Source organism: Pseudomonas sp. ADAK13 (assembly GCF_012935715.1).
In the GTDB taxonomy this organism is placed as follows: Bacteria; Pseudomonadota; Gammaproteobacteria; order Pseudomonadales; family Pseudomonadaceae; genus Aquipseudomonas.
The window spans coordinates 6554539-6569869 of sequence record NZ_CP052860.1; the positions used below are offsets into that span (position 1 = coordinate 6554539).

12 protein-coding genes are annotated in these 15331 nt (G+C 63.7%); 7 read left to right on the forward strand and 5 right to left on the reverse strand.

Annotation, left to right across the window (positions count from 1 at the left end; all coding sequences use genetic code 11):
* Positions 1 to 66 precede the first annotated feature (66 nt).
* The 6 genes from HKK54_RS30295 to HKK54_RS30320 all read left to right on the forward strand — a co-directional run bounded on the left by HKK54_RS30295 (position 67) and on the right by HKK54_RS30320 (position 9545).
* Positions 67 to 1245: an acyl-CoA dehydrogenase family protein gene (locus HKK54_RS30295; RefSeq protein ID WP_169388863.1), complete on the forward strand. Its 1179-nt coding sequence runs from the start codon at positions 67 to 69 to the stop codon at positions 1243 to 1245.
* Positions 1242 to 2201, forward strand: a complete 960-nt coding sequence (locus HKK54_RS30300; RefSeq protein ID WP_010171967.1) for a D-isomer specific 2-hydroxyacid dehydrogenase family protein — start codon at positions 1242 to 1244, stop codon at positions 2199 to 2201. Before HKK54_RS30295 ends, HKK54_RS30300 begins: the two co-directional genes overlap by 4 nt.
* 378 nt (positions 2202 to 2579) lie before the next feature.
* A complete protein-coding gene (locus tag HKK54_RS30305) occupies positions 2580 to 4700 on the forward strand; it encodes a TonB-dependent receptor (protein WP_169388864.1) in 2121 nt (706 codons plus the stop codon).
* Positions 4701 to 4742: 42 nt separating this feature from the next.
* The gene (locus HKK54_RS30310; RefSeq protein WP_169388865.1) at positions 4743 to 6317 is read left to right on the forward strand and encodes a flavin monoamine oxidase family protein; all 1575 of its coding nucleotides are present in this window, start codon (positions 4743 to 4745) and stop codon (positions 6315 to 6317) included.
* Between the two features lie 25 nt (positions 6318 to 6342).
* Positions 6343 to 6834 (forward strand): RidA family protein, encoded by a 492-nt coding sequence (locus HKK54_RS30315; protein WP_169388866.1) that lies wholly within the window; start codon positions 6343 to 6345, stop codon positions 6832 to 6834.
* 251 nt (positions 6835 to 7085) lie between these two features.
* Positions 7086 to 9545, forward strand: a complete 2460-nt coding sequence (locus tag HKK54_RS30320; RefSeq protein ID WP_010171974.1) for a TonB-dependent receptor plug domain-containing protein — start codon at positions 7086 to 7088, stop codon at positions 9543 to 9545.
* Between the two features lies 1 nt (position 9546).
* On the opposite strand, the gene HKK54_RS30325 is transcribed toward HKK54_RS30320, so the two are convergent.
* From HKK54_RS30325 to HKK54_RS30345, 5 genes are all read right to left on the reverse strand, one after another.
* Entirely contained in the window at positions 9547 to 10434 is an 888-nt protein-coding gene (locus HKK54_RS30325; RefSeq protein WP_169388867.1) for a LysR family transcriptional regulator, read from the reverse strand.
* A gap of 211 nt (positions 10435 to 10645) precedes the next feature.
* A complete protein-coding gene (gene ycaC, locus HKK54_RS30330; protein ID WP_010171978.1) occupies positions 10646 to 11263 on the reverse strand; it encodes an isochorismate family cysteine hydrolase YcaC in 618 nt (205 codons plus the stop codon).
* Between the two features lie 24 nt (positions 11264 to 11287).
* The gene (locus HKK54_RS30335; RefSeq protein WP_010171980.1) at positions 11288 to 13126 is read right to left on the reverse strand and encodes an amidohydrolase; all 1839 of its coding nucleotides are present in this window, start codon (positions 13124 to 13126) and stop codon (positions 11288 to 11290) included.
* On the reverse strand, positions 13123 to 13716 hold the full coding sequence (locus HKK54_RS30340; RefSeq protein WP_010171982.1) for an antibiotic biosynthesis monooxygenase: 594 nt from the start codon (positions 13714 to 13716) through the stop codon (positions 13123 to 13125). Before HKK54_RS30340 ends, HKK54_RS30335 begins: the two co-directional genes overlap by 4 nt.
* Before the next feature lie 80 nt (positions 13717 to 13796).
* Entirely contained in the window at positions 13797 to 14705 is a 909-nt protein-coding gene (locus HKK54_RS30345; protein WP_010171983.1) for a LysR family transcriptional regulator, read from the reverse strand.
* Between the two features lie 205 nt (positions 14706 to 14910).
* Here HKK54_RS30345 and HKK54_RS30350 point away from each other — a divergent pair, with 205 nt between their 5' ends.
* Entirely contained in the window at positions 14911 to 15309 is a 399-nt protein-coding gene (locus HKK54_RS30350) for a helix-turn-helix domain-containing protein (protein WP_010171985.1), read from the forward strand.
* Positions 15310 to 15331 lie beyond the last annotated feature (22 nt).

A 15331-nucleotide genomic window follows, 5' to 3' on the forward strand; every position in this document is an offset into this window, starting at 1 on the left:
GATCACCACAACAGGCCCGCTCACCACCGCAAGCCCGCTCCCACCTTTTGAACGAGTACACCCATCATGAGCCTTTCTTCTCAACCGTCACTGCGCTCCGTGGAAGTGGCCAATTTCGAAGCCTTGCTGGAACGCCTCGGCAGCCAGCTCGCCGCCACCGCCCACCTTTACGATGAAAGCGGCGCGTTCCCCCATGACAATTTCACGCTGTTGCACCAGCACGGCCTGGTCGCCCTGACCGTGCCCAAGGCGTTGGGCGGTGGTGGCGCCAACCTGGCCCAGGCGCGCAAAGCCATCAGCGCCATCGCCAAGGGCGAACCCTCCACCGCGTTGATCCTGGTGATGCAGTACCTGCAACACACCCGCCTGCAAGACAGCAAAACCTGGCCGCCGGCCTTGCGCACCCAAGTGGCCGAAGACGCGGTGCGCAATGGCGCGCTGATCAACGCCCTGCGGGTCGAACCCGACCTCGGCACCCCGGCCCGTGGCGGGCTGCCGGCGACGATCGCACGGCGTACCTCCACCGGTTGGCGCATCAGCGGTCGCAAGATCTACTCCACCGGCAGCCATGGCCTGACGTGGCTCAGCGTGTGGGCGCGCAGCAGCGATGAAGACCCGCTGGTAGGCGCCTGGCTGGTGCCCAAGGACAGCCCCGGCATCAGCATTGTCGAGACCTGGGACCACCTGGGCATGCGCGCCACCTGCAGCCACGAAGTGGTGTTCGATAACGTACTGGTGCCGTTGGACCATGCGGTCAGCGTCAGCCCCTGGAGCGCGCCGCAGGCGGAACTCGACGGTGACGGGTTCCTGTGGATGTCGGTGTTGCTCTCATCGGTGTACGACGCCGTGGCCCAGGCCGCGCGCGACTGGCTGGTGGACTGGCTGGAACAGCGCAAACCGTCCAACCTCGGTGCGGCGCTGTCGACCTTGCCGCGCTTTCAGGAGACCGTCGGGCATATCGACACCCTGCTGTTTGCCAACCGCAGCCTGCTGGACGCCGCCGCCGACGGGCACACCCCGGCAGCCAATGCCGCGCAACTCAAATACCTGGTGACCGGCAACGCAATCCGCGCCGTGGAGCTGGCCATCGAGGCCTCGGGCAATCCTGGCTTGTCCCGCCACAGCCCGCTGCAACGGCATTACCGCGACGTACTCTGCAGCCGCGTGCACACCCCGCAGAACGACGCCGTGCTGCAAGGTGTCGGCAAAGCCGTCTTCGCTCAACGACAGAAGGAACGCACATGAGCCAGGTGATTATCGCCAGCCAGCTGGACGAAGATTTCAACGCAGTGATCCGCGAGCGCCTGGCCCTCACGCACCCCGGTGCCGAGGTCATCGGTGTACCCGCCGGGGTGCCCAGCGACTTGCCGCCCCAGGCCAATATCCTGCTGGCGCGGCCGATCAATGTGCGTGGCTACACCGCGCCAGACGCCCCGCCACCGGGCTGGCCGTATGGCGTGCAGTGGATTCAGGTGGTGTCGTCGGGCATCGATTTCTACCCCAAGTGGCTGTTCAACGGGCCGCCGGTGAGCACCTCACGGGGCAGCGCCGCCGAGAACCTCGCCGAGTTCGCCCTGGCGGCGATCTTCGCCGCGGCCAAGCATTTACCGGATATCTGGGTGCAGGATTCACAATGGCAATTCACCCCATTGCGCCCGCTCAAGGGCACGACGTTGGGAATTCTCGGGTTTGGCGCGATTGGCCACAGCCTGGCGCAGAAGGCTCATGGGCTGGGGATCAAGGTCGTGGCGTTGCGACAAAGCCAGACGCCGTTTGACGTAGACGGCGTGGAAGCGGCGCGGGATATCCACGACCTGTTTGCTCGCGCTGATCACCTGGTGCTCGCCGCGCCGTTGACCGAGGCCACGCGGCATATCGTGAATCGTGAAGTGCTGGCGAGCGCCAGGCCGGGGTTGCACCTGATCAACATTGCCCGGGGTGGTTTGGTGGATCATGAGGCGCTGCTGGAAGCGCTGGACAGCGGCCATATCGGGCTGGCCTCGCTGGATGTGACCGAGCCCGAGCCATTGCCCGACGGGCATGCGCTGTACGGGCATCCGAGGGTCAGGGTGTCGCCGCATACGTCGGCGATTTCGACCCATAGCCGGCATGATATTGCGGACAGCTTTCTGGGCAATCTGGAAAGATACCTGGGTGATCTGCCGCTGGAAAACCTGGCCGATACCCAACGCGGTTACTAAGCCCGGCGCGATTAAAAATGTGGGAGCTGGCTTGCTGTGGTGAGGGGGCTTGTCCCCTGTCGGGTTCACCACCGATTGGTGGGGCTGCTTCGCAGCCCGGCGCGGGGCAAGCCCGCTCACCACAGCAAGCCCGCTCACCACAGCAAGCCCGCTCGCCACAGCAAGCCAGCTCCCACATTTGTTTTCTGTAGGCTGAAAAACATCATCAGCCTTATGCATCACAACCTAACCACTACATACCTATTTTTTATAATTAACTTATAACTAATCGGACTTTTACGCCCGCCATTTATACAAATACTGTTACATCCAATACCGACCCCTGACCAGGTGGAGGCCCGACTTTGCCTAAACCGTCAACCACCCCAGGGGTCCATCATGAGTCCTACCGCCGTACCCAATCGCCTGACACTGGCCGTCTCCCTCGCCCTGTTCGGCCTCACTGCCCATGCCGACGACGCCGCCCTGCCGGTGGTCAACGTCACCGCCGAGCACCGCAGCGAAAACCTGCAAAAAACCCCGCTGGCGATTTCCGCGTTCGATGAAAAAGCCCTCGAAGACAAGCAGATCAACAGCGTGCGCGATCTCTCCGGCCAGGTACCCAACCTGACACTCAGCCGCCAGTCGATCTCCTACAGCGCCCAGACCTACGGCATCCGCGGCATCGGCGAAACCGACCCGATCCAGGAAGCCGCCGTCGCCGTCTACGCCGATGACCTGTACATCCCCCGCGCCATTTCCTCGATGCTCGACTTCAACGATGTGGAGCGGGTCGAAGTGTTGCGCGGCCCACAGGGCACGCTGTATGGCCGTAACAGCAGCGCCGGCGCGATCCGTGTGATCACCCGCGACCCCAGCCAGGAAACCCGTGGCTTTGTCGAGCTGGGCGCCGGCAACTACGACGCGCAGAACGCACGCCTGCTGATCAGTGGGCCGCTGGTGGACAACGCATTGTTCGGCAGTTTCTCGGCGATTCGCCTGAGCCGCGACGGCACCGTGTCCGACCCGACCCGTGGCAAGGACGTGAACAACGTCGACATCCAGTCCTATCGCGGCAAGCTGCGCTACAAGCCGGTGGATTCGCCCTGGGATGTGCAACTGACCCTGGCCGGCACCTTCGACCGTGGCGACACCACCAGCTACACGCCCTTCGACGCCAACGGGCATTTCGACAAGTTCAAGAGCTACAGCAGCCTCGACCCGAAAAACCGCCTGGACCAGGGCAGCTCGGTGTTGCGGGCGATCTATGCGATCAATGACAACCTGAATTTCAAGTCGGTGACCGCCTATTCGGCGTTCCACCAACCGGTGGATTACGACAACTCAGGGCAAGCCGCGCTGATCCAGAACAACCTGATCCTGTACAAGCAGAACTATGCGACCCAGGAGTTCCAGCTCAACGGCGACTACGACGATTTCAGCTTCAGCACCGGCGTGTACCTGTACCGCGAGAAGTTCGACGCCGACCGCGACAACCTCACCTACTCCATCGCCCGCAACCGGGTGATCGGCCAGGGGCAATACAGCACCACCAACACCGAAAGCTACGCGCTGTATGGCCAGGGCACCTACAAGCTCACGCAACAACTGTCGCTGATCGCCGGCCTGCGCTTTACCCGCGAGCACAAGAATTTCGACTTTACCAACTACGCGATCAACACCAACCGGGAAATCACCGGCACCAACTTCACCGCCGAGTCGAGCAAATCCTGGCAGTCCACCAGCCCGAAAATCGGCTTCGAATACGCCTGGACCCCGCACCTGAACCAATACGCCTACGTCGCCAAGGGCTTCAAGGCCGGCGGTTACGACAACCGCGCACCGACCCAGGCCGCCGCTGAACAGGCGTTCTCCCCGGAAGACGTGACCACCTGGGAAACCGGGGTCAAGGGCGACTTCTTCGACCAGCGCCTGCGGGCCAACGTCGCGGTGTTCTACAACGACTACAAAGACCTGCAAACCAACGCCTATGACCCGGCGCTGGGCGTGAGCCTGCGCACCAACGTTGGCCGCGCCCACACCTACGGCGTGGAGCTGGAAACCCTCACCGCCCTGAGCCGCGACCTGCAATTGACCGCCAACGTCGGCTACCTGCAAAGCAAGTACGACGACTTCCAGAACGCCAGCGGTGCCGGGGTGGATGCCAACGGCAAGCAACTGGTGTTCTCGCCGCGCTGGAACGCCAGCCTGGGCCTGAACTACACCATTCCTGCCGGGTTGCCCGGCACCTGGCTGGCGGGCACCGATGCGCAGTTCCAGACCAAGTCCTATGCCAACGCGCTGAACGACGACATCCAGGAAATCCCGCAACAGACCTTCTGGAACGCCAACACCCGCTACATCAGCGGCGACGGCCACTGGACCACCACCCTCGCGGTGAAAAACCTGCTGGACCGCGCCTACCCGCAGTCGGTGGGCTACGTGCCCTCAAGCGGCGCCCGCTACTACTCGGTCAACGACCCGCGAACCCTGTTGCTGACCGTGCGCTACGACCTCTGACGCTACCCCCTCCAAAAGCACCGCAATCTCAAGGAGCGAATCATGGCTTTTACCCGCAGGGAACTGATTTCCCGTATTGCCGCCGTGGGCGGTTATTCCGCCGCTGTCAGCGCATTGGGCGCGCTGGGGCTGACGCCCCAGGCAGTGGCATCAAGCTTTACCCCGCTGCAATTGGGCAGCACCGGCAAGGGCAAGAACGTGGTGGTGGTCGGCGCCGGGATCTCCGGGCTGGTCAGCGCCTACGAGCTGCGCAAGGCCGGTTTCAACGTGACGATCCTGGAGGCCCGCGACCGGGTGGGCGGGCGCAACTGGACGCTGCGCCGTGGCACCAAAGTCGACTTCGACGACGGTGTCAGCCAGACCGTCGACTTTGACGACGGGCAGTTTTTCAATGCCGGCCCGGCGCGGATTCCCAGCCACCACCAGACGATTCTCGGCTACTGCCGCGAGCTGGGGGTGGAGCTGCAAGTGCTGGTCAACAGCAGCCGCAACGCCCTGGCCCGCCCCGATACCCAGCAACCAGCGTTTCAACTGCGCCAGGCGGTCAACGACACCCGTGGCCAGCTCTCGGAACTGCTGGCCCGTACCGTCAGCCGCAAGGCCCTGGACCAGGACCTGAGCGCGGACGACCGCAAGGCCCTGCTGAGTTTCCTCAAGGTGTACGGCGACCTCAACGGCGACCTGCAATACAAGGGCTCGGTGCGTTCCGGCTACACCCGGGTGCCCGGTGCCGGTGATCAAACCGGCGTGACCCGCGCCCCGCTGGAGCTGCAAACCCTGCTCAATCCCAAGCTGTGGGGCGCGCTGGTGTTCGACGAAATACCGGAGTTTTCCTCCACCATGTTCCAGCCGGTGGGTGGCATGGACCGCATTCCGTATGCCTTCTACGAGCACCTCAAGGATGCGGTGCGCTTCAACGCTGAAGTCAGTGATATCCAGACCTCAGAGCAAGGCAGCCGCATCAGCTACCGCGACCGCCTCAGCGGCAAGACCCAGACCCTGAGCGCCGACTACGCCATCGTCACCGTGCCGCTGCCACTGTTGGCGAAGCTGCCGAGCAACTTCACCGCGCCGTTCAAGCAGGCGATCCAGACCGCGCAAAGCGACCAGGCCAACAAGGTGGCGTGGCAGGCACCGCGTTTTTGGGAAACCGACTTCAACATCTACGGCGGCCTGTCGTACCTCGACCATGAAGTCAAAGGGTTGTGGTACCCCAGCGACCGTCTCAACAGCGCCCAGGGGATTCTGGTGGCGGCCTACAACACCAGCGAGTCGGCCCAGGCCTTCAGCAAAAAATCCCTGGCCGAACAGTTCGACTCTTCACGCCAGGCGGTGGAGCTGTTGCACCCCGGCCACAGCGCCAAACTGCAAAAACCGGTGGCGATCAACTGGTCGAAAGTCAGCTACAGCAAGGGCCCGTGGATCGTCAACGACGAGGTTGGCGAGAGCGCCTATCGCCTGCTTAACGAGCCCCAGGGCCGTACTTACCTGGCCAGCGACGCCCTCGCCCACGGCGGTGTCGGTATCTGGCAGAACAGCGCCGCCGACTCCGCACGGCGCATCGTCTCACTGATCGGCCGCCATGCCGAACGCCAGCAACCGGGCGTTGCCGCCTGAACCTTCTCACTCAAGGAATGAACTGATGAAAACTCTTTTTGCAGGACTGCTGATGACCGCCACCAGCCTCGCCGCCCACGCCGATGAGATCAAGCGCGTGCCGCTGCCCAACTCGAACTTCCCGATCTCGCTGGCGGTGTCGGTGCCACCGCAAACCGAGCTGCTGTTTGTCAGTGGATTGCTGGCTGATGTGCACGACCCCAAGGCACCGAAAGACTCGTTTGCGGCCTATGGCGACACGGCGATCCAGACCACGTCGATCCTCAACAAGCTCAAGGGCGTACTGCAAAGCCAGGGCCTGGATCTGGGGGATGTGGTGCAGTTGCGGGTGTTCCTGGTAGGTGATCCGGCCAAGGGCGGCAAGCTGGACTTCGCCGGTTTGCAGGAAGGCTACACGCCGTTCTTCGGCAGTGCCGAGCAACCGAAAAAACCGGCGCGCACCGCCGTGCAAGTCGTCGCACTGCCGTTGCCCGGCGGGCTGGTAGAAATCGAAGCGGTTGCCGCGCGCAAACGCTGATCCCCCGGGCATCGCAAATAACCTGTTCGGCTTGGGTATCTCTGTGGCGAGGTGCTTTCTGTGGTGAGGGGGCTTGTCCCCCGTTGGGCTGCGAAGCAGCCCCAAACCAGGCGCCCACGTTTGCCTGGTAGAACTCGGTGAGCTTATTGGGGCCGCTTCGCAGCCCAACGGGGGACAAGCCCCCTCGCCACAGGACAAGCCCTCTCCTTCCACAGGGCAAGCAACATCTGAGACCAAGGAGCTTCACTCTCATGCATAGCCGTCCCTTATTGCTGCCGCTCTCGCTGGCGTGCGGCCTGGCGTCCTTCGGCGTCGAATCCGCCGAAGACCGCTCCCCCACCCTCGACACCGTGGTGGTCACCGGCAACCGTGGCGCCGAACAACGCACGGTCACCACCAGCCCAACACCGATTGATGTGATCAGCGGCGAGCAGCTGCGGGCCGTGGGCAAGCCGAGTCTGCTGGAGGCATTGGGCAAGCTCATTCCGTCCTTCAACCTGCCGGACCGCGCCGGCTGGGATGCCAGCGGCGTGGTGCGCTCGGCCACGCTGCGCGGCCTCACCGCCTCCCACGTGCTGGTGCTGGTCAACGGCAAACGCCGGCACACCAGCGCCACCCTGAACATCAACGGCATCAACAGCGGCGCCGCCCCCAGCGACCTGGACCTGATCCCGGTGGCTGCCATCGACCATGTGGAAGTGCTGCGCGACGGCGCCGCCGCCCAGTACGGTTCGGATGCGATTTCAGGGGTGATCAATATCATCCTCAAGCAGACCACCGGCGGCAGTTCCGACACCACCCTGGGCCAGAACTACGACGGCAAGCGCGGCACCGGCCAGGAGGCGCTGAATTATGGCTTCCAGGTGGGCGAAGCCGGGGTGCTCAACGTGTCCCTCGACACCCGCTACCAGGAGCGCGACAACAAGGCCGGCAGCAACGGCTACAGCAGCCATTACTACCCGCTGGCCGATGGCTCCCCCGACCCGCGCGAAGCCACCTCCAGCCACCACACCTACAAAGGCTATGGTTCGCCCCGCAGCCAACTGGCCGATGTGGCGTACAACCTCGACCTGCCGCTGAACGATGACCTGACGCTGTACTCGTTCTCCACCCTGGCCACCCGGGAGAACAACGACGGCCAGAACTTCCGCCTGCCCAATGGCCGCAACACCATCACCACCGGGCCCAATGGTTACCCCGATGGCTACAGCCCGTACTGGCTGGTCAACGAGACCGACTTTCAATCGGCCTTCGGTGCCAAGGGCAACGACCTCGGCGGCGGTTGGGCCTGGGACTTGAGCAGCACCTACGGGCGCAACTACGCCAAGCAGCGCACCTACGACAACCAAAACCCGTCCCTGGGTGAAAGCACGCCGAACACGTTTACCTCCGGCATCTACATTGCCGATCAGCTCACCACCAACCTGGACCTGAAAAACAACTACGAGATCGGCCTGGCCAAGCCGCTGGACGTGGCGTTCGGCCTGGAGCACCGGCGCGAAAGCTACGAGACACGCGCCGGCTCGGAGGCCTCGTATATCGATGGCGGCTACGTGTTCCCGGCGGGCCATCCGCGGGCCGGGCAGCGCCCTGATCCGGGGGCTCAGGTCACCAACGGTATCCGCCCGGAAGACGCGCAGAAGATCAGCCGCAACAGCCTCGCCAGCTATGTGGACCTGGGTTTCTACCCCACCGAACAGTGGTACGTCGGCGTGGCCGGGCGCTACGAGCATTACAACGAAGGCGTCGGCGGCACCCGCAGTGGCAAGCTCAGCACCCGGTATGCGTTCAACCCGGTGTTCGCCCTGCGCGGCACCGTGAGCAACGGCTTTCGCGCGCCGTCACTGGCCAACGAGATCTTCACCGCGCGCTCCACCGGGTTCGACACCATCAACGGGGTGTACCAGTCGTATAACTACGTGATCCTGCCGGTGGATTCCGCCGGCGCCCAGGCACTCGGCGCCAAGTCACTGAAGCCGGAGCGTTCGACCAACTTCAGCCTCGGTTTCGCCGTGACTCCAAGCGACGACCTGAGCCTGACGGTGGACGGCTACGTGATCAACCTGCGGGACCGCCTGGTGCTCAGCGAACGCTTCCAGGGCCCGGGCATTGCGGCGCTGCTGGACGGCATCGGCGTACCGGCCACGGCGGGCGCGCAGTACTTCACCAATGGCGCCAACACCCGCACCTCCGGCGTGGACGTGGTGGGCAACTACCGGCAAAACCTCGACCGCTACGGCTCGGTGAAATGGACGGCGGCGCTGAACTACAACCACACGCAGATCCTCAGCGTCAACGACACCCCGGCGCAGCTCGCCGCCCTGGGTAACTTCCAGTTGATGGGCCGCCAGTCGCGGGCACTGATCACCAAGACCTCACCCAGCAGCAAGATGATTTTCTCTGCCGACTGGGCGATCCACGACTTCGACGTCAACCTGCGCCTGACCCGCTACGGCACCTACACCGAGGTCAACAGCTCCAGCGACCCGAGCCTGGACCGCACGTATTCGGCCAAGTGGATCACCGACCTCGACGTGGCCTACGCCATCACCCGGCAACTGACCGTAGCGGTGGGTGCGCAGAACCTGTTCGACAAATACCCGGATCACATCGGCGTGAAGAACTCTTCTTTCGGCGACAACTGGGGCAGTTATTCGCCGTTCGGGTTTACCGGCGGGTATTACTACAGCCGGGTGCAGTACGCGTTCTGATTTAGCAACCGCCGGCCAGGCGTTCACGCAGGAACTCGATCAACGCCTGCACCGGGCGCGAGCTCTGGCGGTGCTGGGGGTACACGGCGGAAAGGGTCAGGGACTCGGGCGCGAAGTCGTCCAGCAGTGTCACCAGCCGGCCGTCCTGCAGGGCTTGGGCGACGATAAAGTTCGGCAGGTAGGTGATGCCCAATCCTGCTATCGCGGCTTCGCACAGCAACTCGCCGTTGTTGACCCGCATACGCCCGCTGACATTGCGGGTGTGGGGTTTACCGTCAACCTTGAAGTGCCATTGCACCTGGCGGCCATGGCCGTAAGGCAGGCATTGGTGGTCGGCCAGGTCGTCGGGGCGTTGCGGTGTACCGTGGTGTGCCAGGTAATCCGGGCTGGCGCAGTACACGCGTTGCACGCTGGCGATGCGCCGGGCGATCAGGGTCGAGTCTTCAAGGATGCCGATGCGCAGCACCAGGTCGTAGCCTTCGCTGATCAGGTCTACCGGGCGGTCGCTGAGGTCCACTTCCACGGTGACGTGAGGGTGGCGTTGCAGGAACAGCGGCAACAGGCTGCCCAGGTGTGCCATGGCGAACGACAAGGGCGCACTCAGGCGAATGGTGCCACGGGGGTCGGTGTTCTGGCCGGCGATGCCCTGCTCCACTTGCTCGACTTCACTGAGCAGGCGCAAGGCGGATTCGTAGTAACTCTGGCCCAGGGGCGTGACGTCCAGGCGGCGGGTGGAGCGGTTGAGCAGGCGTACGCCCAGGCGCTCTTCCAGCTGGATCAGGCGACGGCTGACAAATTGCTTGGACAGCCCAAGGTGTTCGGCGGCGGCGGTGAAACTGCCGGATTCCATGACCTGGCAAAACAGGCGCATGTCTTCGAAGGGGTTCATTGTCGCTTCTCGGTGGACGCTGAAGCTCTTTATAACCGGGTTGTCGCATCACCACCAATCAAATATCGATACCCCTGTGGCGAGGGAGCTTGCTCCCGCTGGAGTGCGAAGCGCTCCCAGGATTTTTGGGGCCGCTACGCAGCCCAGCGGGAGCAAGCTCCCTCGCCACAGCAAGCTCCCTCGCCACAAGGAGGTTGCTTCGGCCCTGAGGTTACTTGGCCGCCAGTGCCGAGTAGCTGTTCATCAGGTTGCGATAGTTGGGAATGCGCGGCGACAGCAGATTCGCCAGGCCTTCCATGTCGTTGCGCCAGTCCACCTGCAGCTCGCAGGCCACCGAGAACCAGTTCACCAGCTGTGCACCGGCCGCCGTCATGCGTGCCCACGCCGCCTGTTGCACGGTTTCGTTGAAGGTCCCCGACGCGTCGGTGACCACAAACACTTCAAACCCTTCAGCCAGGGCCGACAACGTCGGGAAGGTCACGCACACGTCGGTCACGACCCCGGCGATGATCAGTTGCTTGCGGCCGGTGGCTTTCACTGCCTTGACGAAGTCTTCGTTGTCCCACGCGTTGATCTGGCCAGGGCGCGGGATGTATGGCGCGTCCGGGAACAGCTCTTTCAGCTCCGGCACCATCGGGCCGTTGGGGCCGCTTTCGAAGCTGGTGGTGAGGATGGTCGGCAGCTTGAAGAACTTGGCCAGGTCCGCCAGGGCCAGCACGTTGTTCTTGAACTCGTTGGGCGAGAAGTCCTGCACCAGCGAAATCAGGCCGGTCTGGTGGTCCACCAGCAGCACCACGGCGTCATCTTTGTTCAGGCGTTTGTAAGTCATGGGAACACTCCTTTGGGGGTTGATTCAGAAGGCAAAACACGAGCAGCCAAACGCGCCCCAGAAACCCTGGAAGTCGCTGACCGGTACGCTCGAGAGACGCGCCCGTTCATGGCTATGGGAATGCACGCCACACGGGCCGCTGCACTGGTGCACCTGGGCCTGCAGCGTTGAGGTCGGGCGCCAGTGGCCCGGTACCTTGACCACCGGCGACCAGTCCGGCAGCACCGGCACGCTGGGTGGCGCAAAATGTTCAAAGTCGCCGGCGCCGTACACCACCTTGCCGCCGACCACGGTCAATACCGATTCGATCCACTTGATGGCTTCTTCGTCGACACTGAAGAAGTCCGCCGACAGGGCCGCCACGTCCGCCAGCTGGCCGACCTTGATCTGGCCCTTCTTGCCCTGCTCCGACGAGAACCAGGCGCTGCCGTGGGTGAACAGTTCCAGGGCGGTCAGGCGGGGCAAGCCTTCGGCGTGCAGCTCCAGGCCACCGACGGTGCGGCCGCTGACCATCCAGTACAGCGAGGTCCAGGGGTTGTAGCTCGACACCCGGGTGGCGTCGGTGCCGGCGCCCACCGGCACGCCCTCGGCGAGCATGCGCTTGATCGGCGGCGTGGCCTCGGCCGCCTTGGCGCCGTAGCGCTCCACAAAGTACTCACCCTGGAACGCCATGCGGTCCTGGATCGCGATGCCGCCGCCCAACGCCCGCACCCGCTCGATGTTCTGCGGGGTGATGGTTTCGGCGTGATCGAAGAACCACGGCAGGCCGTTGAACGGGATGTCGCGGTTGACCTTCTCGAACACGTCGAGCATGCGCGAGATCGATTCGTTGTAGGTGGCGTGCAGGCGGAACGGCCAGCGCTGTTCCACCAGGTGGCGCACCACCGGTTCCAGTTCCTGCTCCATGGTCAGCGGCAGGTCCGGGCGCGGTTCAAGGAAGTCTTCGAAGTCGGCCGCCGAGAACACCAGCATCTCGCCGGCGCCGTTGTGGCGCAGGTAGTCGTCGCCCTGGTGCAGGGTCACGCTGCCGGTCCAGTTCTTGAAGTCGCTGAGTTCTTCCTTGGGCTTCTGGGTGAACAGGTTGTAGGCGATGCGCACGGTCAGTTGCTCGTCCTTGGCCAACTGCTCGATCACCGCGTAGTCATCGGGGTAGTTCTGGAAACCGCCGCCGGCGTCGATGGCGCTGGTCAGCCCCAGGCGGTTGAGTTCACGCATGAACTGGCGGGTGGAGTTCACCTGGTATTCCAGGGGCAGTTTCGGGCCCTTGGCCAGGGTCGCGTAGAGAATCATCGCGTTGGGCCGCGCCACCAGCATGCCGGTGGGGTTGCCGTTGCTGTCGCGCACAATCTCGCCGCCGGGCGGGTTCGGTGTGTCCTTGGTGTAGCCGGCCACGCGCAGGGCGGCGCGGTTGAGCAAGGCACGGTCATACAGGTGCAACACGAACACCGGCGTATCGGGGGCGGCCTGGTTGAGTTCGTCGAGGGTGGGCATGCGTTTTTCGGCGAACTGGAATTCGTTCCAGCCGCCCACCACCCTCACCCACTGCGGCGTGGGCGTGCGGTCGGCCTGGTCCTTGAGCATGCGCAGGGCATCGGCCAGGGACGGCACGCCTTCCCAGCGCAGTTCAAGGTTGTAGTTCAGGCCGCCACGGATCAGGTGCAGGTGCGAGTCGTTGAGGCCGGGGATGACGGTGCGGCCCTTGAGGTCGATGACCTGGGTGCCACTGCCCCGCAGGGCCATGGCTTCGCCGTCGGTGCCAACCGCGACAAAGCGCCCCTGGTGGATAGCGACTGCGGTGGCGCGGGGGTTTTCACGGTCCACGGTGTGGAACTGGCCATTGAACAGAATCAGATCAGCGTTCATAGGGTTTCCTTTACAGAGGCTTCAAGCCAGGGAGCGAACAGGCGGGTGGCCGCCGGCATCAGCAGGTACACCACCAGTACGACGATGGTCACGGTGACCAGAAAGGTGGCAACGATGTAGTTGGACAGGAACGGATGCAGCCGCAAGACCGGGCCCCAGATGATCGGCACCAGCAGCGTCAGCGGCAGGATCACCAGCAGCGTGACCACCGCCTGTTTCCAGCGCGGCGGCTTGGCAGCGGCATCGGCCTGGGGCGAGAACCAGAACTCGTTCACCGCGCCGACTTCGGTCTGGTCGCCATCGGCCAACATCGGTGCGGCTTCGTTGATCAACGCCAGGCGCTGCGGCGAATCGAGCCAGCGCTCCAGGTCATCGGTGGAGCGGTAACGCAGCACGCAGGTGAACAGCGCGAGGCCGCCCTGCTTGCTGCGCACCACGTCGACGCCGAGGTGGCCCGGGCGCTCGCCGGCGATACGCACGATGCGCCGTAGCCAGGCTTCATAGTCGGCTTCGCGGCCAGGTTTGATGCGGTGTTTGACCACCAGGGTGACCACCTCGTCCGGCCCGCCTTGCTGCGTTGCTGAGTCCATCGTGCTCCTCCCCTGAATACGTGAGCGATGGGCGCAGTGTGGGGTGTGGCGCTGGGTAAAAATTGGATGTACGTGCTCTGTTAAAGCGCCCGGGACATGTGTTCGCCAATGCGTGATCGCAACCAGCGCTCCGCCGGATCGTTGTCGTGCACCCCACTCCACACCATCGACAGCTCTGCAGCATCGATGGCGAATGGCGGGTCCTCGGCCCTTAATGCACTGCCTTGCGTCAATGCGCACGCGGCATAATCGGGCACCGTCGCAATCATCTCACTGCCGGCCAGCAGGGCCCGCAACCCACTGAATTGCGGCACCGCCAACACGACTCGCCGGGCCCGGCCAATCCGTGCCAGGTCCAGGTCGATATTGCCGCTCAGGTCACCGGAAAACGAAACCATGGCATGGGGCCGTGAACAGTAGTCATCCAGGGTCAACGGCTCAGGCCGATCGTCGCCCCGCAGGACCTTGCACGGAATATCCCGCAGCTTCTTGCGCTTGGCGTTGGCCGGCAGCTCGGTGGTGTAGCTGACCCCCACGGAGATCTCACCACTGGCCAACAACGCCGACATCAGCAAGTAATTCGCACGCCGCACGACCACGATGATCCCCGGTGCCTCTTCGCGCAGCTGGCTGAGCAACAGGGGAAACAACCCGAACTCGGCGTCATCCGACAGCCCTATGCGAAACACCGCGCAACTGGTGGAAGGGTCGAAGTCCTTGGCGCGACTGACCGCGCCGGAAATGATGTCCATGGCCGGTTGCAACTCCTTGAGGATCGCCACGGCCCGTGGCGTGGGCTCCATGCCGCGCCCATTGCGCAGCAGCAGCGGGTCATCGAACAGGTCGCGCAACCGGCCCAGGGCCGCACTCACTGCCGGCTGGCCCATGAAGAGTTTTTCGGCCACCCGGGTCAGGTTCTTTTCGAACATCAGGGCCTCGAAAATCACCAGCAGGTTCATGTCGACACGGCGCAAGTCGTTGCGATTCATAGGGTTTCCCGGAAGGTGAGGACCCCGTCAGCTAACCACGTTCAAGGCATGTGCAATTGCATGCCTGTGCTGTCTTTTTTCCGCAGTCACCTGGCGAAATTAACAACGATTAACTCGCCAGCCAGACAGCCCGGCGCCAAGAATACGGCCGTCTACACTGGACTTTCACTCACCGGGAACGCTCCCATCGACCACGGAATCTGTCATGGCCCGACTTGAGCAAATCGCACCTGACCGGCACGCGCACGCCTCCGCTACCGGCGGCCTGTGTACCCGCCGCGAACGCATGGTCAAACAGCTGATCCTGGCGAACCTTGGGGAAAGCCTGGAGGTCACCGAACTGGCCCGCGCCTGCGCCCTGTCCCGCAGCCACTTCTCTCGCGCCTTTAAGTGCACCACGGGCCTCTCGCCCCAGGAATGGATTCGGCAACAACGTATCCAGCGGGCCAAGGAGCTGATCATCAGCTCTGGCTTGAGCCTGACCCAAATCAGCCAGGAATGCGGATTTTGCGACCAGGCACACTTCTGCCACATATTCAGCCGCAGCGAAGGCGTGAACCCGATGACCTGGCGTAACCACCAACTTCGCGTGATCGCCGCCTAGTGGTGATTGCACCCCGGCGCAA